The 21,025-nt window shown below is 72.8% G+C and carries 21 protein-coding genes; 15 read left to right on the top strand and 6 right to left on the bottom strand.

Annotated features, from left to right (window positions below; all coding sequences use genetic code 11):
* Positions 1–85: 85 nt before the first annotated feature.
* From SAVERM_RS18795 to SAVERM_RS18770, 6 genes are read left to right on the top strand one after another with little or no spacing between them, the layout of a single operon-like run.
* Positions 86–1,009 carry an ornithine carbamoyltransferase gene (locus SAVERM_RS18795; RefSeq protein ID WP_010985072.1) on the top strand — a complete coding sequence of 308 codons (924 nt, stop codon included), beginning with the start codon at positions 86–88 and terminating at the stop codon, positions 1,007–1,009.
* Complete coding sequence (locus tag SAVERM_RS18790) at positions 1,006–2,358, top strand: MFS transporter (protein ID WP_010985071.1); 1,353 nt, start codon at positions 1,006–1,008, stop codon at positions 2,356–2,358. The genes SAVERM_RS18795 and SAVERM_RS18790 overlap by 4 nt, the downstream gene beginning before the upstream one ends.
* Positions 2,355–3,128 carry a thioesterase II family protein gene (locus tag SAVERM_RS18785; protein ID WP_042493257.1) on the top strand — a complete coding sequence of 258 codons (774 nt, stop codon included), beginning with the start codon at positions 2,355–2,357 and terminating at the stop codon, positions 3,126–3,128. Before SAVERM_RS18790 ends, SAVERM_RS18785 begins: the two co-directional genes overlap by 4 nt.
* 3 nt (positions 3,129–3,131) lie before the next feature.
* Complete coding sequence (locus SAVERM_RS18780) at positions 3,132–4,067, top strand: TauD/TfdA family dioxygenase (protein ID WP_010985069.1); 936 nt, start codon at positions 3,132–3,134, stop codon at positions 4,065–4,067.
* Between the two features lie 39 nt (positions 4,068–4,106).
* Positions 4,107–4,901 (top strand): 4'-phosphopantetheinyl transferase family protein, encoded by a 795-nt coding sequence (locus SAVERM_RS18775; RefSeq protein ID WP_010985068.1) that lies wholly within the window; start codon positions 4,107–4,109, stop codon positions 4,899–4,901.
* A complete protein-coding gene (locus SAVERM_RS18770) occupies positions 4,898–5,833 on the top strand; it encodes a TauD/TfdA family dioxygenase (protein ID WP_010985067.1) in 936 nt (311 codons plus the stop codon). The genes SAVERM_RS18775 and SAVERM_RS18770 overlap by 4 nt, the downstream gene beginning before the upstream one ends.
* A gap of 309 nt (positions 5,834–6,142) precedes the next feature.
* Here SAVERM_RS18770 and SAVERM_RS18765 read toward each other — a convergent pair whose 3' ends face one another.
* The 4 genes from SAVERM_RS18765 to SAVERM_RS18750 form a co-directional block, all read right to left on the bottom strand.
* On the bottom strand, positions 6,143–8,599 hold the full coding sequence (locus tag SAVERM_RS18765) for an ABC transporter permease (RefSeq protein WP_010985066.1): 2,457 nt from the start codon (positions 8,597–8,599) through the stop codon (positions 6,143–6,145).
* Positions 8,593–9,330: an ABC transporter ATP-binding protein gene (locus SAVERM_RS18760; protein WP_037644802.1), complete on the bottom strand. Its 738-nt coding sequence runs from the start codon at positions 9,328–9,330 to the stop codon at positions 8,593–8,595. The genes SAVERM_RS18765 and SAVERM_RS18760 overlap by 7 nt, the downstream gene beginning before the upstream one ends.
* Positions 9,331–9,490: 160 nt before the next feature.
* Positions 9,491–10,006: a DedA family protein gene (locus SAVERM_RS18755; RefSeq protein WP_048894562.1), complete on the bottom strand. Its 516-nt coding sequence runs from the start codon at positions 10,004–10,006 to the stop codon at positions 9,491–9,493.
* A gap of 117 nt (positions 10,007–10,123) precedes the next feature.
* A complete protein-coding gene (locus SAVERM_RS18750; protein WP_037644804.1) occupies positions 10,124–11,995 on the bottom strand; it encodes an AfsR/SARP family transcriptional regulator in 1,872 nt (623 codons plus the stop codon).
* 362 nt (positions 11,996–12,357) lie between these two features.
* Between SAVERM_RS18750 and SAVERM_RS18745 the strand changes: the two genes are divergently transcribed.
* The 3 genes from SAVERM_RS18745 to SAVERM_RS18735 all read left to right on the top strand — a co-directional run bounded on the left by SAVERM_RS18745 (position 12,358) and on the right by SAVERM_RS18735 (position 14,926).
* The gene (locus SAVERM_RS18745) at positions 12,358–13,647 is read left to right on the top strand and encodes a sensor histidine kinase (RefSeq protein WP_010985062.1); all 1,290 of its coding nucleotides are present in this window, start codon (positions 12,358–12,360) and stop codon (positions 13,645–13,647) included.
* Positions 13,620–14,279: a response regulator transcription factor gene (locus SAVERM_RS18740; protein ID WP_010985061.1), complete on the top strand. Its 660-nt coding sequence runs from the start codon at positions 13,620–13,622 to the stop codon at positions 14,277–14,279. Before SAVERM_RS18745 ends, SAVERM_RS18740 begins: the two co-directional genes overlap by 28 nt.
* Before the next feature lie 194 nt (positions 14,280–14,473).
* The gene (locus SAVERM_RS18735; RefSeq protein WP_010985060.1) at positions 14,474–14,926 is read left to right on the top strand and encodes a phospholipase; all 453 of its coding nucleotides are present in this window, start codon (positions 14,474–14,476) and stop codon (positions 14,924–14,926) included.
* A gap of 25 nt (positions 14,927–14,951) precedes the next feature.
* On the opposite strand, the gene SAVERM_RS18730 is transcribed toward SAVERM_RS18735, so the two are convergent.
* Complete coding sequence (locus SAVERM_RS18730) at positions 14,952–15,443, bottom strand: GNAT family N-acetyltransferase (protein WP_010985059.1); 492 nt, start codon at positions 15,441–15,443, stop codon at positions 14,952–14,954.
* Positions 15,444–15,501: 58 nt separating this feature from the next.
* Here SAVERM_RS18730 and SAVERM_RS18725 point away from each other — a divergent pair, with 58 nt between their 5' ends.
* A complete protein-coding gene (locus tag SAVERM_RS18725) occupies positions 15,502–16,305 on the top strand; it encodes an exodeoxyribonuclease III (protein ID WP_037644809.1) in 804 nt (267 codons plus the stop codon).
* Between the two features lie 37 nt (positions 16,306–16,342).
* Here the strand turns inward: SAVERM_RS18725 and SAVERM_RS18720 are convergent, their stop codons facing one another.
* The gene (locus SAVERM_RS18720; RefSeq protein WP_010985057.1) at positions 16,343–17,011 is read right to left on the bottom strand and encodes a MerR family transcriptional regulator; all 669 of its coding nucleotides are present in this window, start codon (positions 17,009–17,011) and stop codon (positions 16,343–16,345) included.
* A 129-nt stretch (positions 17,012–17,140) separates the two neighbouring features.
* Here SAVERM_RS18720 and SAVERM_RS18715 point away from each other — a divergent pair, with 129 nt between their 5' ends.
* The 5 genes from SAVERM_RS18715 (at position 17,141) to SAVERM_RS43335 (ending at position 21,009) form a co-directional block, all read left to right on the top strand.
* Positions 17,141–18,682 (top strand): flavin-containing monooxygenase, encoded by a 1,542-nt coding sequence (locus SAVERM_RS18715; RefSeq protein WP_042493250.1) that lies wholly within the window; start codon positions 17,141–17,143, stop codon positions 18,680–18,682.
* The gene (locus tag SAVERM_RS18710) at positions 18,679–19,602 is read left to right on the top strand and encodes an alpha/beta fold hydrolase (RefSeq protein WP_010985055.1); all 924 of its coding nucleotides are present in this window, start codon (positions 18,679–18,681) and stop codon (positions 19,600–19,602) included. The genes SAVERM_RS18715 and SAVERM_RS18710 overlap by 4 nt, the downstream gene beginning before the upstream one ends.
* A complete protein-coding gene (locus SAVERM_RS18705; protein ID WP_010985054.1) occupies positions 19,599–20,483 on the top strand; it encodes an SDR family oxidoreductase in 885 nt (294 codons plus the stop codon). The genes SAVERM_RS18710 and SAVERM_RS18705 overlap by 4 nt, the downstream gene beginning before the upstream one ends.
* 77 nt (positions 20,484–20,560) lie before the next feature.
* On the top strand, positions 20,561–20,806 hold the full coding sequence (locus SAVERM_RS18700) for a hypothetical protein (RefSeq protein ID WP_010985053.1): 246 nt from the start codon (positions 20,561–20,563) through the stop codon (positions 20,804–20,806).
* A 29-nt stretch (positions 20,807–20,835) separates the two neighbouring features.
* Positions 20,836–21,009, top strand: coding sequence for a hypothetical protein (locus SAVERM_RS43335; protein WP_010985052.1), 174 nt, complete (start codon positions 20,836–20,838; stop codon positions 21,007–21,009).
* The last annotated feature ends 16 nt before the right edge of the window (positions 21,010–21,025 follow it).

Genomic DNA, 21,025 nt, shown 5'->3' with positions numbered 1-21,025 from the left:
GGCCGGCCCCCGCGAAGCGCCCGCACGACGGCCCGCACGCCGTCCCGCCCCCATCCGCAAGGTGACCCATCCGCAGGAGGACACCGTGGCACCCGTACGGCATCTGATCTCCATCGACGACCTCTCCGACACCGACCTGTACTCCCTCGTACTCCGTGGCGCCGCCTTCTCGGCCGGTACCGCGGGCCGCCCCGCGCCGCTGGCCGGGGACGTCGTCGGCATCTACTTCCGCAAGACGTCGACCCGCACCCGCACCGCCTTCTCCAGCGGAGCTCTGCGACTGGGGGCGCAGATCATCGCGTACGGCCCCGACGACCTCCAGCTCAACACCGGCGAGACCAGCGAGGACACCGGACGGGTCATGTCCGGCATGCTCGACGTCCTGGTCGCCCGGACCGCCGGCGACCCCGCCGAGATGCGGGCCTGGGCCGCGCAGGACCGGATGGCGGTCGTCAACGCGATGAGCGCGGACGAGCACCCCACCCAGGCACTGACCGACCTGACCACCCTGCAAGGGCACTTCGGCGGCATCGAGGGGCTGCGGGTGCTGTACGTGGGCGAGGGCAACAACACCGCGTCGGCGCTGGCGCTCGCACTGACTCGCTATCCGGGCGTCTCCCTCGAACTGCGCACGCCGCCGGGCTACGGGCTGGCCCCGTACTACCGCGAACGCGCCGCCGACCAGGCCGGCCGCCACGGCGCCACGTTCCGCGAGCGGCACGACATGGACGACCTGCCCGCCGATCAGGACGCCGTCTACACCTCCCGCTGGCAGACCACCGGCACCAGCAAGCCGGACCCGGACTGGCGGGAGATCTTCGCCCCGTTCCAGGTGTCGGCGGCACTGTGGGAGACCAGTCCCAAGGCGGTCTTCCTGCACGACCTGCCCGCGCACCGCGGTGACGAGGTCACCGCCGAGGTGCTGGACGGCCCGGCGAGCATCGCCTTCGCGCAGGCGGAGAACAAGATGCACAGCGCGATGGCGGTGCTGGAGTGGTGCAGGCCGTGACCCTCGTCGAGGGCGCCGGTCCCCGGACCGGCGCCCCACCCGAACCGCTGCGCCGCAACCGGGAGTTCCTGCTCCTGTGGTCCGGCGCGAGCATGTCGTTCCTCGCCACGCGGGTGACGGCGGTGGCCTACCCGTTGATCGTGCTGTGGCACACCGGCTCCCCGCTGGCGATGTCCGTGGTGTCCACGGCGGCCCTGCTGCCGCTGCTCCTGGTGCAGCTGCCGGCCGGCGCCCTGGTGGACCGCTGGGACCGGCGCCGGCTGATGCTGGGCTGCGAGGCGGGCCGGGTCCTCGCGGTGGGCAGCGTGGCGCTGGCGCTCGCGGCGGGCCGGGTGGACGTGGCCCACCTGGCGGCGGTGGCGTTCCTCGAATCGGCCCTGGCCGTGTTCTACCGGCTCGCCGAACGCGGCGCCGTACGCAACCTCGTCCACCCGGCGCACCTGCCCGCCGCCCTCGCGCAGAACGAGGCGCGCGGGCGGGCGGCCGGTCTGCTCGGCCAGCCGGGCGGGGTGCTGCTGCACTCGGCGGCCCGGTGGCTGCCCTTCGGCTTCGGCGTGCTCGGCTACCTCGTCTCGCTCGTCACCCTGCTGTTCGTCCGCAAGGACTTCCAGGCGGAGCGCACCGCCCCGGCGCGTCCGGGACGGCTCACCGGTGAGGTCGCCGAAGGCATGCGCTGGCTGTGGCGCCAGCGGTTCCTGCGCGCGGCACTCGGCTATGTCGCCGGCACCAACGTCCTGTTCCAGATGCTGGCACTCGCCCTGATCCTGCGGATCAAGGAGGCGGGACTGCCGTCGGCGACGCTCGCGGTCGTCGTGGGCATCGGCGGCGTCGGCGGCCTGGGCGGGGCGCTCGCCGGCGGCCGCCTCCAGCGCCTGATGTCCCAGCGCACCCTGCTGATCGGGGGCGCCGTCGCCTGGACGCTGCTGATCGGCGCCATGGCACTGACCGCCCGCCCCGTGCTCCTCGGCGCGCTGTACGCGGGCACCGGATTCGTCGGCGCCGTGTTCAACGTCGCCGCCGCCGTCTACCAGGTGCGCATCACCCCCGACGCGTTCCAGGGCCGGGTGGCCGCCACCGCGGGACTGATCGGCTCGGGCACCAACGCGCTCGGCTCGTTCGCGGGCGGCCTGCTGCTCACGGCGTGGGGCGCGCTGCCCACGGTCCGCGCGATCGCCGCCGCCATGGCCGTACTGGCCCTGCTCGCGGCGGTGGCACCGGGCCTCAGGGGAGAAACGGCGGCGACGCCACGGACAGCGGAGCCGGTCGATCCGGTGGAGCCGACGGAGAAACCGGTGGAGCCGACGGAGAAACCGGTGGAGCCGACGGAGAAAGGAGAGGGGGACCGATGACTGAACGACGTGTGCACGGCGTGCGCGGCGAGCCGTGGCTCAGGCGCTACCCGGCCCGGTCGGGAGGCCGCCCCCGGCTCCGGCTCGTCTGCTTTCCGCACGCCGGCGGCAACGCCCAGCTCTACCACGGCTGGCCGGCGCGTCTGCCGTCCGACCTGGAGCTGCTCGCCGTCTGCTACCCCGGGCGCCAGGAGCGGCTCGCCGAACCCTGCGTCACCGACATGGCCACACTGGCCGACGCGGTCACCGACGCGCTGCTGCCCCACCTCGACGTCCCGCTCGCCCTGTTCGGGCACAGCATGGGCTCGACGGTGGCCTACGAGACGGCCCTGCGGCTTCGGGCCCGGCACGGCGTCGTACCCCGGCGGCTGATGGTCTCGGCCCGCTCCGCACCGCACCGCGCCCGCCCCTCCGGGCTGTATCTGCGCACCGACGACGAACTCGTCGCCGGGGTGCGCCGGCTCGGCGACCTGGGCTCGCAGGCGTACGACATCCCCGAACTGCGCGAGCTGCTGCTGCCCGCGCTGCGCGCCGACTACCGGCTCATCGAGAGCTACCGGCCCGCGACGCCCCCGGAGCCGGTGGCGTCGCCGGTCACCGCGTATCTCGGCCGCAGCGATCCGGGCTGCGACCGCGACAGCGTCCTCGCCTGGTCAGAGCTGTCCTCGGCCGGGGACTTCGCCCTGCGCACCTACCCGGGCGACCACTTCTATCTCGCGCAGCGGGAAGCCGAACTGGTCGCCGATGTCAGTAAAGATCTGGAGGAATGACTCATGACGGACACGCAGACCTGGACGCCGTTGGAGATCGAGACCGAGTGCGAGGGCGGGGCGGAGGAACTCGTCGAGCGGGTGGCCGGCATGGGGGAGGAGTTCGGCAAGCTGCTCGTGGCGGAGAAGGGCCTGGTCTTCCGTGGCTTCGGGGTCACCCCCGAGGACCTCGACCGGGCGCTCGACGCGCTGCTGCCCAACCGGCTCGCCTACGTCCACGGCAACTCGCCGCGCACCAAGGTCGGCAGCAACGTGTACACCTCCACGGAGTACCCGCGGGAATTCACCATCTCCATGCACAACGAGATGAGTTACGCGCACGCCTGGCCGTCCCGGCTGGCCTTCTACTGCCAGGTGCAGCCCGGCGGCGGCGGCGCGACCCCCGTCGTCGACGCGGCCGTCTGGTACGGGTCCCTGGACGCCGAGGTGCGCGAGGCCTTCGCGGGCGGGGTGCGCTACGTGCAGAACCTGCACGACGGCTACGGGCTCGGCAAGAGCTGGCAGGACACCTTCGAGACCACGAGCCGCGAGGAGGTGGAGGCCTTCCTCGGCCCGACCGGCGCCACCTGGGAGTGGAAGGCCGACGGCGGCATCCGGGTCTCCTCGGTGCGCCCGGCCACCACCCGGCACCCGGTCACCGGCGCCGAGGTGTGGTTCAACCAGTCCGACCAGTGGCACCCGGCGGGCCTCGGCGACGACACCGCGGCGGCGCTGGCGCAGATCCTGCCCGAGGACGAACTGCCGCAGAGTGTGACGTTCGCCGACGGCAGCCCCATCCCCGCGGAGTACGTCGCCCAGATCCGCGACCGCGGCCTCGCGAACGCCGTCGACGTGGACTGGCGCGCCGGCGACCTGCTGCTCATCGACAACGTCCTGCTGGCGCACGGCCGCCGCCCCTTCGTGGGCGACCGCCGGGTGCTGGTCGCGATGTCGGACTGACCAGGCGGACGGACGGAACGGACGGAACGGACTGAGGCGATGACCGCCGCATACGAGAACCTGAGGGACCGCGACGCGGTCCACATCTGGCAGGGCCGGGCCCCCGACGCGCTCGCGCCGGGTGACACCGACCTGCTCTCGGAAGAAGAACGGCACCTGGTCGAACGCCTGCCGGACGCGGCCGCGGTCCGTTACGCGGCCGCGCACGCGGCGCTGCGCCGGGTGCTCGCCGAGTACCTGGACGTGGCACCGGGGGACATCGTCCTCGGCAGGCGCCCGTGCCCGCGCTGCGCGCATCCACGGCACGGCAGACCCCGTGTCGACTGGCCGCCCACCGACCTCGACTTCAACCTCTCGCGGTCCGGGCCGCGCTGGCTGCTCGCGGTGGTGGTCGGCCGGCAGGTCGGCATCGACGTGGAGGACGGCCGCAGCCTGGACGTGGAGGGCGCCTCGAAGCTCGTGCTGAGCGCCTCCGAACTCGCCCACGTCCGGTCGGCACCGGACGAGGCCGCGCGTTCGCACGCCTTCTTCCGCTGCTGGACGCGGAAGGAGGCCGTGGTCAAGGCGAGCGGGGTCGGCATCATCACGGACCTCAAGGCGGTCGACGTACGGCCCGCCCTCGACGGTCCGGTCGTGGTCACCCACACCGAGCCGACGGGCCCCGACACCTGGCTGGTGCAGGACCTGTCGGTGGCCGACGGGGTGTTCGCGGCGCTGGCCCGGGAGGCCGGTTCCACGGGCCCGGTGGTGCGGCGCGGTGACGAGGAGCGGCAGGAACAGCAGCAGGAACAGCAGCAGGAGCAGGCGAAGGCGACGGGGGTTCTGGTCCGATGACCGCGATCGAGTACACGGCACAGCCGGGAACGCCGGTGCACGACTACATCGCCGAGAACCGGGAGAAGCTCCGGCGGGTCCTGGGCGAGCGGGGAGCGCTCCTGCTGCGCGGTTTCGAGGTCGGCGGAGTCGACGGCTTCGACGGCGTGGTCCAGGCGTTCTCCGGGAGCAGGCCGCTCAGTTACGCCGAGCGGTCCTCGCCCCGCTCCACCATCAAGGGCCAGGTCTACACGTCGACCGACTATCCGGCCGACGAGGAGATCTTCCTGCACAACGAGAACTCCTACCAGGCCGTCTGGCCGCACACGCTGTACTTCTACTGCATCGAGCCGGCCCACACCCGGGGCGCGACCCCGCTCGCCGACATCCGTGAGGTGTACCGGGCCATCGACCCGGCGGTGCGCGAGGAGTTCGTGCGGCGCGGCGGCTGGCAGGTGGTGCGCAACTTCCACGCGGACTTCGGCGTGCCCTGGCAGGAGGCGTTCGGCACCGGCGACCCGGCGGCGGTCGAGGAGTACTGCCGCGGCAAGGGCATCACGGCCGAGTGGCGCGCGGACGGGGGGCTGCGGACGACGACGGTGCGGGCCGCCGTGCACACGCACCCGGGCTCGGGGGAGGAGGTGTGGTTCAACCACGCCACGTTCTGGCATGTCACCTCGCTGGCGCCGGAGGTCCAGGAGGGGCTGCGGGAGATCTTCCCGGACGAGGACCTGCCCACCAACACGTACTTCGGCGACGGCGGACGCATCCCGGACGAGACGGTCGCGCATCTGCGGGCCGCGTACCGCTCGGCGACGACGCGCTTCGACTGGCAGCGCGACGACGTGCTGATCGTCGACAACATGCTGGCCGCGCACGGCCGGGAGCCGTTCACGGGCCCCCGCAAGATCGCGGTGGCGATGGCCGAACCCTCACGCCCGCCCGCCGCCTGACGCTGCCCCTTGCCCCCTTGCCGCCTGTCCTTCGCCGACCGGCCCACCAAGGCCGACGGCACCGACGCCGGTCCACCAAGCCGGTTCCACCAAGCCCGATCCACCAAGCCCGATCCACCAACGCTGGCTGCACCAAGCCCGACCGCACTGACGCCGACTGCACCGAGGCCGGGGCGCCGGCTCCCTCGTGGGAGTCGGCGCCCCGGCCCTTTGTGCTGCGGTCCGGGCCGATCCGGCGGATCGGACCCGGACCGCGGCGCGCGCCGGAGGCGACGGGGGGAGGGTCCCTCCGGCACGCGGTCCCTGGGTTCACTCCCGCATGCCGGCCAGTTCCACGGCCCTGCGCCGCAGGGAGACCCCGGCCGGGGCCATCGCCGAGACGACCGCCAGGACGGCGCAGACGGCCACCGCCGCGCCGAGCACCGGCCAGGGGAGCTCGATCGAGGACCACACCTCGAGGAGCCCGAGGGCGCCCCACATCCCGGCCAGGTTGAGCCCCGCGGCCAGCAGCCCGAGCACCCCGCCCACCGCGACCACCATCAGCGCCTCCGCGCCCACCAGGCGCAGCACCTGCCACCTGGTGGCCCCGGCCAGGCGGAGCACCGCCAGGTCGCGCACCCGGTCGGACGTCGCCATGACCAGCGTGTTGGCCAGGGCGATCGCCGTGTAGACGAGGGCGATACCGAGGACCAGGATGAAGCCGAGGCGGGTCGTCCGGTTGGTCTCGGGGTAGCTCGCCCGCACCCACGCGTCCTTGGTGAGGACCTGTCCGCCCTCGGACCGCACGGCCTCGCGCAGACCGGCGGCCACGGCCGAGGCGTCGGCGCCGTCCGCGACCGACACGTCGACCCGGTCGACGCTCGCGCCCTGGGCGTTGCCCGGGGTGACGTAGACGCCGTTGTTGCCGGTGCCGGTGTGCATCACCGCGGCGATCTTCAGGGTCTTCTTCGTGCCGTCGCCGAGCCAGACGGCCACGCTCTGCCCGACGGTGTGCCGCGCCCACTCCTCGTTCACGATGATCGAGTCGTCGTCGAGGTCGGTCACCCGGCCCGCCGCCAGCGGCAGCCGCGTCGTGGTGGCGAGCATCGCGGGATCGGCGGCCCGCGCCTCGGACTTGATCAGCGCGACGCCGTCCTCGAGGACGTACACGGCGCTCGTGGAGGTGGCGGAGACCTTGGCGCCCGGCACCTCACGCAGCCGGGTGAGAGCGGCCGCGTCGAAGCCCTCGGAACTCCCCGGCGACACCACGAAGTTCGCGGCGGTCTGCGCCCGGGTCTCGGTGGCCTTCGCCTCGTTGAGCGTCGCCGTGGCGCCGAGCAGCGAGCCCGCGAGGGCGACCGTGACCAGGACGGGCGCCGCGACGGCGGCGGTACGGCGCACGCCCGCGGCGGCGTTCTCCCGCACCAGCATCCCGGTGGCGCCCGGCAGTTGGGCCGGCAGCCAGGCGATCAGCCGGGTCATGGGCCGCACCAGGACGGGGGCGAGCAGCGCGACCGCGGTGATCAGCAGCATCGGCCGGCTGACGTACGTCTTGCGGTGCAGCAGGTCGCCCGGCTCGGTGGCCAGCGCGAAGACCAGCGTGCCCACGGCGGTCAGCAGCAGGGCCAGACCGGACAGCCAGCGGCCCCAGGTCATCGTCCTGGTGTCGACGGACGCCTCGCGCAGCGCCTCGGTCGGCCCGGTCCTGCCGGCCCGCCAGGACGCGGCCACCGCGCCGCACAGGGCCACGAGCAGGCCCGTCCAGAAGGCCATGTAGTACGGCCACGTGTAGTCGCCGATGGTGAACCAGGACGGGGCCAGCTCGTTGTCGACCACCCACTGGGCGAGGCGCGGCGCACCGTACGCGCCGAACACGCAGCCCGCGGCGGACGCGAGGACACCGACGAGGAACGCCTCGGAGATGACCATCCGGCGGATCTGGCCCGGTGTCGCGCCCGCGGTGCGCAGCAGACCGAACTCGCGGCGCCGCTGGGCGACGGCGAACGCGAAGGTCGACGCCACCACGAACACCGACACGAAGGCGGTGACCCCGCCGGCCGTGCCGAACATGGCGTTCATCGCGACCAGGGCCTCGCTGTCGCGGTCGGGATCGGCGTCGGCGAGCCGGCGCCTGTCACCGGTGAGCACGCTCACCCCGGTGCTGTCCCGCGCCGCGTCCCGCACGGCGGCCGCGTCGGCGTCCACCACCAACTGAACGCTGACAGGCGCCAGTTCGGCGGCCCGCGCGTCGCTGAAGAAGACCGCGTTCTCGAAGCCGAGCCCGGCCACCGTGCCGACGACCCGCACGGTGCCGCGGTCGGTCCGCAGCCGCTGTCCCACGGTGGCCCAGTCGCCGCTGACGACGACCTGGTCGGCGGCCCGGGGCGCGCTTCCGGCACTGATCTCGTACGGGGCGAAGGCGGCGGTCGACCAGGGGTGGCCCACCAGCTCGCCGGGGCCGCCCCGGGCGCGTACGGCGAAGGCACGGTCCTCGACCACGGGACCCAGCTTCTTCAGCTCGGTCTTCAGGGCGGCCGGTACGGCGCGCGGCTGGGCCAGCTTCTGGACCCGGTCCCCGATGGGGGTCGGCACGCGCAGGGTGTCCGGTCCCTTCACCACGACCGGGGCCGCGGCGAACCGCTCGGGCTCGCGGTCCGGTGCGTCCAGGGACGACGCGAGGGCCAGGCCCATGACGGCGAGCAGACCGACGCCCAGGGAGAGCGCGACGAAGCTGCCGACGAAGGTGACCCAGCGGGCGCGCAGGGTGCGCAGGGCGACGCTCAGCACGGCGCGGCCTCCAGCTTGGTCATGCGTGCGGCGATGTCCTCGGCGCTCGCCCCGATCAGCTCGCCGTTGACCCGTCCGTCGACGAGGAAGACGACCCGGTCGGCGTACGAGGCGGCCACCGGGTCGTGCGTGACCATGATGACCGTCTGGCCCTCGCTGTCGACCATGCCGCGCAGCAGGGTGAGCACCTCCCGGCTGGTCTGCGAGTCGAGCGCGCCGGTGGGCTCGTCGCCGAAGAGGACGTCGGGGCGGGTGATCAGGGCCCGGGCCAGGGCGACGCGCTGCTGCTGGCCGCCGGACATCTCGGTGGGCCGGTGCCCGGCCCGGTCGCCGAGCCCGACCTGCGCCAGCACCTCGCGGACCTCCGTCTTGCGGGGGCGGCGTCCGGCCAGGCGCAGCGGCAGCGCCACGTTCTGTTCCGCGGTCAGCGACGGCAGCAGGTTGAACGCCTGGAACACGAAGCCGATGCGGTCACGGCGCAGCAGGGTCAGCTTCGTCTCGCTGAGCTTCGTCAGTTCGGTGTCGCCGACGGTGACCGAGCCGGAGGTGGGCCGGTCGAGTCCGGCCGCGCACTGCAGAAGGGTGGACTTGCCGGAGCCGGACGGCCCCATGACGGCGGTGAAGGTGCCCCTGGGGAAGGCGAGCGACACCTGGTCGAGGGCGGTCACCGCGCCGCCTCCCGCACCGTATCGCCTGCTCACGGAACGCAACTGGATCGCGTCGTTACTCATCTGTCCCACTCATTCGGTGTCGGTCCTCCCGCGCGACAGGGCGGGACGGAAGTCGTCGGGAACTGGTCCCGGCGTGGCCATTGTTGAGGCGGCCGGGTGGCCGGATAAGGCGCTGCGTCGGCAGGTTCCTGCCGTGGCAGCAGCTTGCGGAGGAGGTGCGTCACCCGGGCCCGGCCGGCCCCATGACGTACCCGATCAGGACGAAGGCGGGCGCCCATACGACGCTGCTGACGACCGACCAGGCGAGGTAGCGGCGCAACGGCATCCGGGTGGCTCCGCACAGGGTGGGCACGAGGGTCCGCAGGACGGCGGTGAAGCGGCCGACGAACACGGCGCTGCCACCGCGCCGTTCGATCAGGCCGAGGGCGCGGTCGGTGTAGCGCCGGCGCCGCCCGTCGGCCGGTACCCGCGCGAGGAGCCGGGCGCTGAAGCGCCGCCCGACGGCGTACCCGGCGACGTTGCCGAGCACCGCTCCGACGACCGCGGTCACCAGGGCCGCCACGACGGGAACGCGCCCGTGCCAGGCGAGCAGGCCGCCCATCACCACCGCGGTCTGCCCCGGCAGCAGCGCGCCGACCAGCGGCAGGGCCGCCTCCAGCGCGGGCAGCAGCAGCACCGTGGCGAGGATGCCGAAGCTTCCGTAGGCCAGGACGCGCTCGGCCAGCCAAGCCATCATCGGGGCGCCGCCTCTCTCGTCATGTCGATGACTCAACGAAACCGCGGGAGGGCGGGGCGGCGCAGTGCGGCAGAACCGAGACTTGGGGTAGGGCCAGACCTACCTCCCGCGTTCGGTTCAGCTCGCCCTGGTGAACGGCCGGTCCGTGCGCTGTTCCCGGCCGGCCCGCACGACGAGCCGCACCAGGGCGTGCAGCCGGTAGCGGGGCTCGCCCGCGGAGTCGATGCCGGTCATCTCCAGGAGGGACACCTCGACGAGCCGCTCCAGGAACTCCTCGGCCGCCGTCTCGGGCAGACCGAGCAGCAGCGCGGCCGAGGTCGCCGCGAACGGCTCGGCACCGCGGCGGACGAGCGTGCGCAGCAGCTCCAGCTCCGGCGCGGGCAGTTGCCGCAGTGCCGCGTCGAGGCGGCGCCGTACGTCGAGTTCACCGACCCGCAGCTCGCCGAGGCGGGTGGCCGGGTCGGCGAGCCGCCGGGCGAGCCGGGCCGCCGGCCACAGCGGCCGGGAGGCGAGCCGCGTCCCGGCGATCCGCAGCGCCAGCGGCAGCCCCGCGCACACCTCGGTGACGGTCCGGGCGGCTTCCGGCTCCACGGCGAGACGCGCGTTCCCGGCGATGGCCGCGAGCAGGGCGAGCGACTCCTTCCGGTCCATCGGGTCCAGGGCGACCGTGCGCGAGCCGGGCACCGCGGACAGCCTGCTGCGGCTCGTGACGAGGACGGCGGCGTCCGAGGTGCCCGGAAGCAGCGCGTCCAGCTGAAGCTCGTTCGCCGCGTCGTCCAGCAGGATCAGCAGCCTGCGGCCCGCCGTCCGGGTGCGGTAGCGGCGGATCAGCTCGTCCAGTTGGAGCGGCGACCCGTCGGGGGCCGGCAGGCCGGCGGACGGATCGCCGAGTGCGCGCAGCAGTTGGGCGAGGACCGCGCAGGAGTCCTTGACGGTGCCGTCCTCGTGGTGCAGCCGGGCGTACAGCAGACCGTCGGGGAACTCGGCGGCGACGGCGTGTGCGACGCGGACGGCGAGCGCCGTCTTGCCGACACCGGCCATGCCGGTGATCAGCAGTCGGCGCGGGCGGAACGCGGAGCGCCGGTCGGCCGGGGGCGGAGCGAGCCGGGCGCACAGCTCGGTGAACTGGTTCTCCCGGCCGGTGAAGTCGGCGGTGTCGGGCGGCAGCATGACGGGTGCGGACGGCGACGCGTACGGCGCGGAGTACGGCGACGCGTACGGGGCGGACGTGGGCAGCCGCGCGGGCTGCGGCAACCGGCTCAGCTCGCCGGTCAGCACGGCCTGGTAGGTGTCCGTGAGATCGGTGCCGGGGTCCACCCCCAGCTCCTCGGCGAGCACGTCGCGGCCCTCGTGGAAGGCGCGCAGCGCCTCGGCCTGCCGGCCGCACCGGTACAGCGCCGTCATCAGCTGGGCGCGCAGCCGCTCCCGCACCGGGAACTCGCCCACCAGGCCGGTGAGTTCGGGAACCAGGCGCTGGTGCCGGGCGAGGGCGAGATCGGCCTCGATGCGACGCTCGAGGGCGCTCATCCTGGACTCCTCGAGGCGCGGCAGCTCGGCCTCGGCGAGATGGGGCGTCACATTCGAGAGCGCGGGACCCTGCCACAGGTCGAGCGCGCGCCGCAGCAGCTCCCCGGCCTCCGGGAACCGCCGCTCCTCCAGCGCCCCGCGCCCGAGCCGGTCCAGACGCTCGAACTCCACCATGTCGACATGGGAGCCCTCGGCGAGCAACTGGTACCCGGGCTGCCGGCGGACGAGCTCGACATCGGAGCCCAGATGCTTCCTGAGCCTTGATATGTACGTGTAGATCTGGGCGTTCATCGTGGCCGGCGGGTCCCACCCCCACAGCAGCGAACTCAGCCGGCTGTCACCCACCACGCGGCCTCGCGCGAGCAGCAGTACAGCGAGAACCGTGTGCACCTTCGAGCCGGACAGGGCGACGCGGCGCGCGCCCTCTCTGGCCTCCACGGGTCCCAGAAGCTGGAATTCCATCGTGACTCCCCCACGGTGTACGGCCGTGGCCGCCCTGTGCGGCAGTGGCCGAAAGCGACGCGCCGGGCGTGCCGCTCACGGTCATTGTTTGCGCCAACGTGTGGCGGAATTGAGCCTTCAAAATGGCAACAGGCTGCCGTGGCAGGTCTCTGCAGCCCCACCCCCGTGACCCCGCGGCCCGTGAATCGTGCCCTCGCGGCCCTGTCCCGTGCCCCGTCCGCCGACCCCGCCAGGGACCTTTCGGCCGTCCCCGCCAGGGACGTTCCGCCCGCCCCTGCCGGCGGAAGGTAGGGCTGGCACTACCCCCGGTCCGCCCACTGGACCGATGGCACCGGCGGGAGCGGCCCTTCTACGGTGAGCCCATGCACCCTCGGAATGTGTGGCAGGCCATGTCCAGGCCGGGCTTCCTGCTGTCGTCGTGGCCGTGGCGGTCGGTCCTGTATCTGCTCACCGGGGCGGCGGCCGGGATCGCCGCGCTGGTGGGGATCGTGACCGTGGCCGTGATCGGCGGCGCCCTCGCCGTCGTCCTGGTGGGGCTGCCGCTGCTGGTCTGTGTGGCGCTGGCCGGAATCCCGGTCGCCTCCATGGAGCGGCGCAGGCTGGCGCTGATCGACCTGGACCCGGCGACGGACCAGCACCGCACGCCTTCCGCCCCCGGGCTGTGGGCCTGGCTGCGGACCCGGCTGCGGGAACAGGCGACCTGGCGGGAACTCGGCTACGCGCTGCTGTTCGCGGGGCTGCTCTGGCCCGTCGACGCCCTCGTGGTCACGGTGGGCCTGCTGTTCCCCGTGTCGATGGTGGCCACTCCGCTGCTGATGGCCACCATCGGGGGCGGCGACGAGGCGAAGGTGCTCAAGCAGTGGACGGTCACCACCTGGCCGGGAGCGTTCGGGGTCGCCGTGCTCGGCCTGGTCCTGCTGGTGCTCTGCGCCTACGCGCTGGGCCTCGCGGGCGGCGCCCGGGCGGAACTGACGCGGCTTCTGATCGCCTCCAGAGAAGCCGACCTGGACGCCAAGGTCACCGAACTCGCCAGCTCACGCGTCCGGTTGGTCGACGCGTTCGAGGCCGAGCGGCGCCGCATCGAACGAGATCTGCACGACGGGGCCCAGCAGCGGCTCGTCGCCCTGACGATGACACTCGGCCTGGCCCGCCTGGACGCCCCGCCGGGACCGCTCGCCGACCAGCTCGCCAAGGCGCACGAAGAGGCCGGCAAGGCCCTGGAGGAGCTGCGGGAACTCATCCACGGCATCCACCCCAAGGTCCTCGCGGACTACGGCCTCGAGGCGGCCGTCGCCGACGCCGCCGACCGCTCCGTGGTCCCCGTGGACGTAGGCCTGGAGCTGCCCGGCCGGCTGCCCGAAGCGGTGGAGGCCGCCGCCTACTTCGTGGTCTGCGAGGCCCTCGCCAACGTCGCCAAGCACAGCGGGGCGAGCCGCGCCGAGGTGAGCGGCGGACACCGGGACGGCCGACTGGTCCTCGAGGTGCACGACGACGGCGGCGGTGGCGCGAACGCGGCGGACGGCAGCGGGCTGACCGGACTCGCCGACCGGGTGTCGGTGCTCGATGGCAGACTTGCGCTGTCCAGCCCGCCGGGTGGACCGACCCTGCTGCGTGTGGAGATTCCTTGCGAGCGAACCGACCCCTGCGCGTAGTCCTGGCCGAGGACAGCGTGTTGCTGCGGGAGGGCCTCATCGGCCTGCTCACCCGCTGCGGTCACGAGGTGGTGGCGGCCGTCGGCGACGCGCAGGCGCTGCTCGTCGCGGTCGCCGAGCACGCACCGGACATCGTGGTGACGGACGTCCGGATGCCGCCGGGCTTCCAGGACGAGGGGCTGCACGCGGCGGTCCGGCTGCGCGAGAAGCAGCCCGCGCTGCCGGTCCTGGTCCTGAGCCAGTACGTGCAGCGGGCGTACGCGTCCGAACTGCTGGACTCCGGCGACGGTTCGGGCGTCGGCTATCTGCTGAAGGACCGGGTCGGCCAGGTCGAGGAGTTCGTGGACGCGCTGAGCGAGGTCGCGGACGGCGGCACCGTCGTCGACCCCGAGGTGGTGCGCCAGCTGCTGCGCCGCCGCCGGGACCCACTGGCCCGCCTCACCCCGCGCGAGCGGGAGGTCCTGGCACTGATCGCGCAGGGCAAGTCGAACGGCGCGATCGCCCGTGAACTGGTGGTCTCCGAGGCGGCGGTCGGCAAGCACATCGGCAGCATCCTCACCAAGCTGGACCTGCCCCCGGCGGACGAGACCCACCGCAGGGTCCTGGCGGTACTGGCCTTTCTGCGGGCGTGAGGCCCGGGGGCCGGTCCCCCCGTCCCGCATCTGAACACCAAGTCGGCGTGCACTCAGACAAGTTGACGTACGCACCCCGCCGGCTCCCCGTATAGGAGCCGCATACGACCGCCATAGCCCCCCGGCGAACGCTGGGCGCGCTTCGGCGGACCCCGTCGGAGCAGCCCGCGCTCTCCCACGGAGGTACCCCCCCCATGCGCCGTCGCGTCGCCGCCACGCTGGCCACCACCGCCCTCGCGCTGACCGCCGCCCTCGTACCCGTCACGTCGGCATCCGCCGCACCCGCCGACAAGGCGACGGTCCTCAGCAACTGGACCCAGACCAGCGCCGCCAGCTACAACGCCTTCTTCGCGGCCCGCGCCGACCAGGGCGCCTGGAGCGCGTACGGCTTCGACTGGTCCACCGACTACTGCACCACCTCGCCGGACAACCCGTTCGGCTTCCCCTTCGCCAACTCGTGCGTCCGGCACGACTTCGGCTACCGCAACTACACGGCGGCCGGCTCCTTCGACGCCAACAAGTCCCGCCTGGACAGCGCCTTCTACGCCGACCTCAAGCGGGTCTGCACGGCCTACTCCGGAGTGAAGAAGGCGTCGTGCGACGCGACGGCCTGGACCTACTACCAGGCGGTCGTCAACCTGGGCTGACCACCGCCCGCGACGGTGACCGGGGTCACAGGGCCTTCGCGAAGCACTGGCTCAGCTCGTGAAAACGGTAGTAGCCGAACTTGGGGCACTGTTCATAGCCGCTGGAGGCGTACAGAGAGATCGCCTCCGGCTGCTTGGCCCCGGTCTCCAGGACCATCCGCAGCCGGCCCGCCGCACGCGCGTCGTCCTCCAGGGCCGCGAGTATGCGGCGGGCCAGGCCGAGCCCGCGTGCGGCGGGAATCACATACATCCGCTTGAGCTCGGCGTCGCCGTCCGTGTACCCCTCGCCGTTCTCGTCCTGGGAGCGCCAGCCGCCCGTGGCGACCGGCTGGTCCCGCTCGTCGTACGCGATCAGGTAAAGCCCCCGCGGTGGCGCGAACATGGTCGGGTCGAGCGGGGTCGCGTCGCCGTCGTCGCCGTAGCGCTCGGCGTACTCGAGCTGCACCTCGTCGTTGAGCCGGACGGCGTCGGGGTGATCGAAGGCGACGGGGCGAAGCTGGAGAAGCTGGATAGTCATGCGCGCAAGCGTACATCTATGCGCACGTCCGCTCTCCTGGATTAAGTATCGTGCCGGGGTGCTCACTGTGACCTCTGTGAATGTGAACGGACTCCGCGCCGCCGCGAAGAAGGGCTTCGTGGAGTGGCTCGCGGAGACCTCCGCGGACGTGCTGTGCCTTCAGGAGGTACGGGCCGAGCCGGACCAGCTGCCCGCGGGCGTGCGCGCGCCCGACGGCTGGCACGTCGTCCACGCGCCCGCCGCCGCCAAGGGGCGCGCGGGCGTCTCCCTCTACACCCGCCGCGAGCCCGATCGCGTCCGCGTCGGCTTCGGGTCGGCGGAGTTCGACGGCGGCGGCCGGTACGTCGAGGCCGACCTGCCCGGCGTCACCGTCGCCAGCCTCTACCTGCCCTCCGGCGAGGTCGGCACCGAACGGCAGGACGAGAAGTACCGGTTCATGGGGGAGTTCCTCACCCACCTGAAGGACCTGCGCGAGCGCGCCGCCGCCGACGGCCGCGAGGTCCTCGTGTGCGGCGACTGGAACATCGCCCACCAGGAGGCCGACCTCAAGAACTGGCGCGGCAACCGGAAGAACGCGGGGTTCCTGCCGGAGGAACGGGAGTGGCTGGGCCGCGTCCTCTCGCCCGAGGACGGCGGATACGTCGACGTCATGCGAGCCCTGCACCCGGACGTCGAAGGCCCCTATTCGTGGTGGTCGTACCGGGGGCGGGCCTTCGACAACGATTCAGGGTGGAGGATCGATTACGAGGTCGCCACGCCGGGCCTCGCCGCCAAGGCGGTCAAGGGCTTCGTGGAGCGGGCGGCCACGCACGAGGAGCGCTGGTCGGACCACGCCCCGGTGACGGTGGTCTACGACCTCTGATCCGCCGCGGGTCCACGGCCTCTGATCCCGCGCGGGTCTACGGCCTCTCATCCCGCGCGGCCGACAGCCGCCGGTCCAGTGCCATCGACAGTTCCGCCTCCACCACGCTCTTCGCCAGGGGGCGCAGCCGGCGCAGGTCCTCCGGTGTGCGGTCTCGCTTCAGGACCAGGTCGGTGAAGAGCGCCGCCAGTGCCTCCGTGTGGACGCGAACCCGGCCGGCCGCCGCGAGGACGTCGGCGAGCGGGATGCCCTCGCGGACCAGTGCCGCCGAGACGTCCAGCAGGCGCCGGCTGATGTGCACGATCTCGCCGCCGTCCGTGCCGAGATAGCCGAGGTCGAGCGCCGCGGCGAGGTTCTCCGGGGTCGCCTGGCCGGCGAACACGTCGGCCAGCTCCTCGGGGGAGAGGCGGACCGGGGTCTCCTCGGTGGGCGCGCCGAGGCCCAGGAGCTCCCCCACGTTCCGTCCGTGGTCGAAGGCCTCCGCCAGCTCCGCGATGCCGCTCAGCGTGTGGCCGCGCTCCAGCAGCCCCGAGATCGTGCGCAGCCGGGCCAGGTGCGTCTCGTCGTACCAGGCGATACGGCCCTCCCGGCGGGGCGGCGGGATCAGCTTGCGCTCGCGGTAGAAGCGCAGGGTGCGCACCGTGATGCCGGCCTCCTTGGCCAGCTCCTCCATGCGGTACTCACGCCTGCCTGCCTTCTCTGCCACGCCCGAACCCTACGTCGTACTCCCGGTAACTTTCCCGCTCCCGACCCCTACCCATCAGTACGGCGCTGCCCTACTCTCCCCATTGCGCCAGTAATCACCGGCAAGGTTGTGCGGCTAGGAGGCGTCGGGATGACCGAGGGCGATCAGGTGCGGCGCGAGCGGGTGCCCCATGTGCGGGTGGCGGTGATCGGGTCCGGGTTCGGCGGGCTCGGGGCCGCGGTGCGGCTGCGCCGCGAGGGCGTGACCGACTTCGTGGTCCTGGAGCGGGCCGACAGCGTCGGCGGCACCTGGCGGGACAACAGCTACCCCGGCTGCGCCTGCGACGTGCCGTCCCACCTCTACTCGTTCTCCTTCGCGCCCCACCCCGACTGGCCGCGCACCTTCTCCGGCCAGGAGCACATCCGCGCGTACCTGGAACACGTCACGGACACCTTCCGGCTCCGCCCGCACCTCCGCTTCAACTCCGAGGTCAAGCGCATGACCTGGGACGCGGACCAGCTCCACTGGACGGTCGAGACGGCCACCGGCACGCTCACCGCCGACCTCGTCGTCTCCGCCACCGGGCCGCTGTCCGACCCCAGGATCCCGGACGTGCCCGGCATCGAGACCTTCCCCGGCAAGGTCTTCCACTCGGCCCGCTGGGACCACGACTACGACCTGCGCGGCAAGCGCGTCGCGATGATCGGCACGGGTGCCTCCGCGATCCAGATCGTTCCCGAGATCCAGCCGCGGGTCGCGAAGCTCACCCTCTTCCAGCGCACCCCGCCCTGGGTGATGCCCCGCGTCGATCGCGCCATCGGCCGGGCCGAGCGCGGGCTGCACCGCATGTTGCCGTTCACCACCCAGGTCCGCCGCGGACTGCTCTGGGGCATCAGGGAGTTGCAGGTCCAGGCGTTCACCAAGCACCCCGACGAGCTCGGTCTCGTGGAGCGGCTGGCCAGGCGCAACATCGCGCGCGCCATCGAGGACCCCGGCCTGCGCGCCCGGCTGACCCCCGACTACCGCATCGGCTGCAAGCGCATCCTGCTCTCCAACACCTACTATCCGGCGCTCGCGCGGCCCAATGTCGACGTGGTCGCGAGCGGCCTGGCGAAGATCGACGGATCCACGCTCGTCGCCGCCGACGGCAGCAGCGCCGAGGTCGACGCGATCGTCTTCGGTACGGGCTTCCACGTCACGGACATGCCGATCGCCGAGCGGGTCGTCGGCGCCGACGGCACCTCGCTCGCCCAGTCCTGGAGCGGCGGCATGAAGGCGCTGCGCGGCGCGTCCGCCCCCGGCTTCCCCAACTGGATGTCGATCATCGGCCCCAACACCGGGCTCGGGAACTCCTCGATGATCCTGATGATCGAGTCCCAGCTCAACTACCTGGCCGACTTCATACGGCAGTTGGACGTCCTCGGCGGCAAAGTCGCCCTCGACGCCCGTCCCGGCGCGGTGCACGCCTGGAACAGCAAGGTCCAGGAGCGGATGCGGCGCACGGTGTGGAACACCGGCGGCTGCACGAGCTGGTACCTCGACGCGAACGGCGTCAACACCACCGTCTGGCCGGGGACGACGACGGAGTTCCGCAACGCCACGCGGCGTGTGGACCTCGCGGAGTACGAGGTCGTACGGGCTCCGAGGCCCGCCGCCGCGGGTGTCCGCGCGAAGGCGGAGGCGGACGCGTGAGCAGGCTGACGCACACGGGCGCGGCGAGCGGTCCCTACGCCCCGCCCGTCCCCGTCCGCGCGCTGACCGCGGTCTCCGCCGACGGCGCCCGGCTGCACGTCGAGGTGCACGGACCCGAGAACGCGCCCGCCGTCGTCCTCGCGCACGGCTGGACCTGCTCGACCGCCTTCTGGGCGGCGCAGATCCGGGACCTCGCCGCCGACCACCGTGTGATCGCCTACGACCAGCGCGGGCACGGACGCAGCCCGGCGAGTGCCCTGTGCGGCACCGAGGCGCTCGCCGACGACCTGGAAGCCGTCCTCGCCGCCACGCTCGCACCCGGCGAGAAGGCGGTGCTGGTCGGGCACTCCATGGGTGGGATGGCGCTGATGGCCACGGCCGGGCGGGCGCGGTTCAGGGAGCACGCGGCGGCGGCCCTGCTGTGCAGCACGGCCAGTTCGAGGCTGGTCGCCGAGGCGAAGGTGGTGCCGCTGGTCGCCGGGCGGCTGCGTACCTGGCTCACCGGGCGGATCCTCCGCTCCCGCGCCCCGCTCGGCCCCGTCACGCCGGTGGCGATGCGGGTCCTCAAGTACGGCACCATGGGCGCCGGTTCGTCCCCGGTCATGGTCGAGGCGTGCGCGCGGATCGTGCACGCCTGTCCGCGGCAGGTGCGGTACGCCTGGTCGCGGGTGCTCGGCCTGCTCGATCTCGACCACGGCGTACGGGAGTTGACGGTGCCGACGGCGGTCTTGGTGGGCGCCGAGGACCGGATGACACCGCCGGTGCACGCCCGTGCCCTGGTCGCCGCGCTGCCGAACTGCGTCGGTGTCACCGAGCTGCCGGGGCTCGGGCACATGACACCGGTCGAGGCCCCCGAGCTGGTCACCGCCCGGATGCGTGAACTCGTCGCGGCATACGTACACATCAAGGAGGGCGCATGAGCAGGGTGAGCCTGGAGGGCCAGGTCGCGGTCGTCACCGGGGCCGCGCGCGGTGTCGGCGAGCTGCTGGCCCGCAAACTGTCGGCACGCGGCGCGAAGGTGGCTCTGGTCGGTCTGGAGCCGGACGCGCTCAAGCAGGTCGCCGAGCGGCTGCACACCGACAGCGGCCACTGGTACGCCGACGTCACCGACCATGAGGCGATGGTGCGGGTCGCGGCGGAGGTGAAGCAGCGGTTCGGGAAGGTGGACATCGTGGTCGCCAACGCGGGTGTGGCGAACGGCGGTCCGTTCGCCGAGTCCGACCCGGTGGCGTGGCGGCGGGTGATCGAGGTGAACCTGATCGGCTCGGCGGTGACGGCCCGCGCGTTCCTGCCGGTGCTGACGGAGAGCCGTGGCTACCTGCTCCAGATCGCCTCGCTCGCGGCGATCACCCCGGCGCCGATGATGACCGCGTACTGCGCCTCGAAGGCGGGCGTGGAGGCGTATGCGCACAGTCTGCGCGCCGAGGTCGGCCACAAGGGCGTGCGGGTCGGGGTGGGTTACCTCTCCTGGACCGACACGGACATGGTGCGGGGCGCCGACCAGGACGAGGTGATGCGGGAGTTGCGGCAGCGGCTGCCGTGGCCGGCCGGCAAGACGTATCCGCTGGGTCCCGCGGTCGACCGGATCGTGGCCGGGATCGAGCGCAGGTCGAGCCATGTGTACGCGCAGTGGTGGCTGCGCGGGATGCAGGGCGTGCGCGGGTATCTGCCGATGGTCATCGGGGCGGTGGGGCAGCGGGAGATGCGCCGCTTCGAGCCGCGGCTGAAGAACGTGGGAACGAAGCTCGTCGGTGCAGGTGGGGCGGCTGATGAGGAGGCGCGGAACACAGCGCGTAATTGATCGAAATGCGCGCTATGTCCCCCCGTGCAAGTCTGGTCGAGGCCCGATCCCCTCACCCACCACGGGAGTGAACCCACATGGGTATGAAGGACCAGTTCCAGGACAAGGCGAACGAGCTCAAGGACAAGGCGAAGAAGGCCAGGTCCGGCGACCGCGACGACATGAGCCAGCGGGCCCGCAAGGACCGCGAGCAGGGGCAGAAGCCCATGCGCGAGCCGATGCGGGACCCCATGCGCGAGCCCATGCGGGACCCGATGCGCGAGTCCATGGACGACCCCATGGACGACCCGCTCGACGAGCTTGACGAGCACCGGGGCGCCTGACCGCCTCATCAGTACGGGAGTGAACCCACATGGGTAAGAAGGACAAGTTCCAGGACAAGGCGAACGAGCTCAAGGACCAGGCGCAGAAGGCCAAGGAAGAGGCCGGCAAGCGCTCCTCCGAGCAGCGTGACCGTTCCCGCGAGAGCCTGGAGGACACGCAGCAGGACATGGACGACCGCATGAACCAGGACTACGACGCCTGACGCGGTCAGCCGAGAA

Source organism: Streptomyces avermitilis MA-4680 = NBRC 14893 (assembly GCF_000009765.2).
Classification (GTDB): Bacteria; Actinomycetota; Actinomycetes; order Streptomycetales; family Streptomycetaceae; genus Streptomyces; species Streptomyces avermitilis.
Note: the sequence above shows the minus strand (reverse complement) of the source record. Positions and strands in the feature narration are given on the sequence as shown.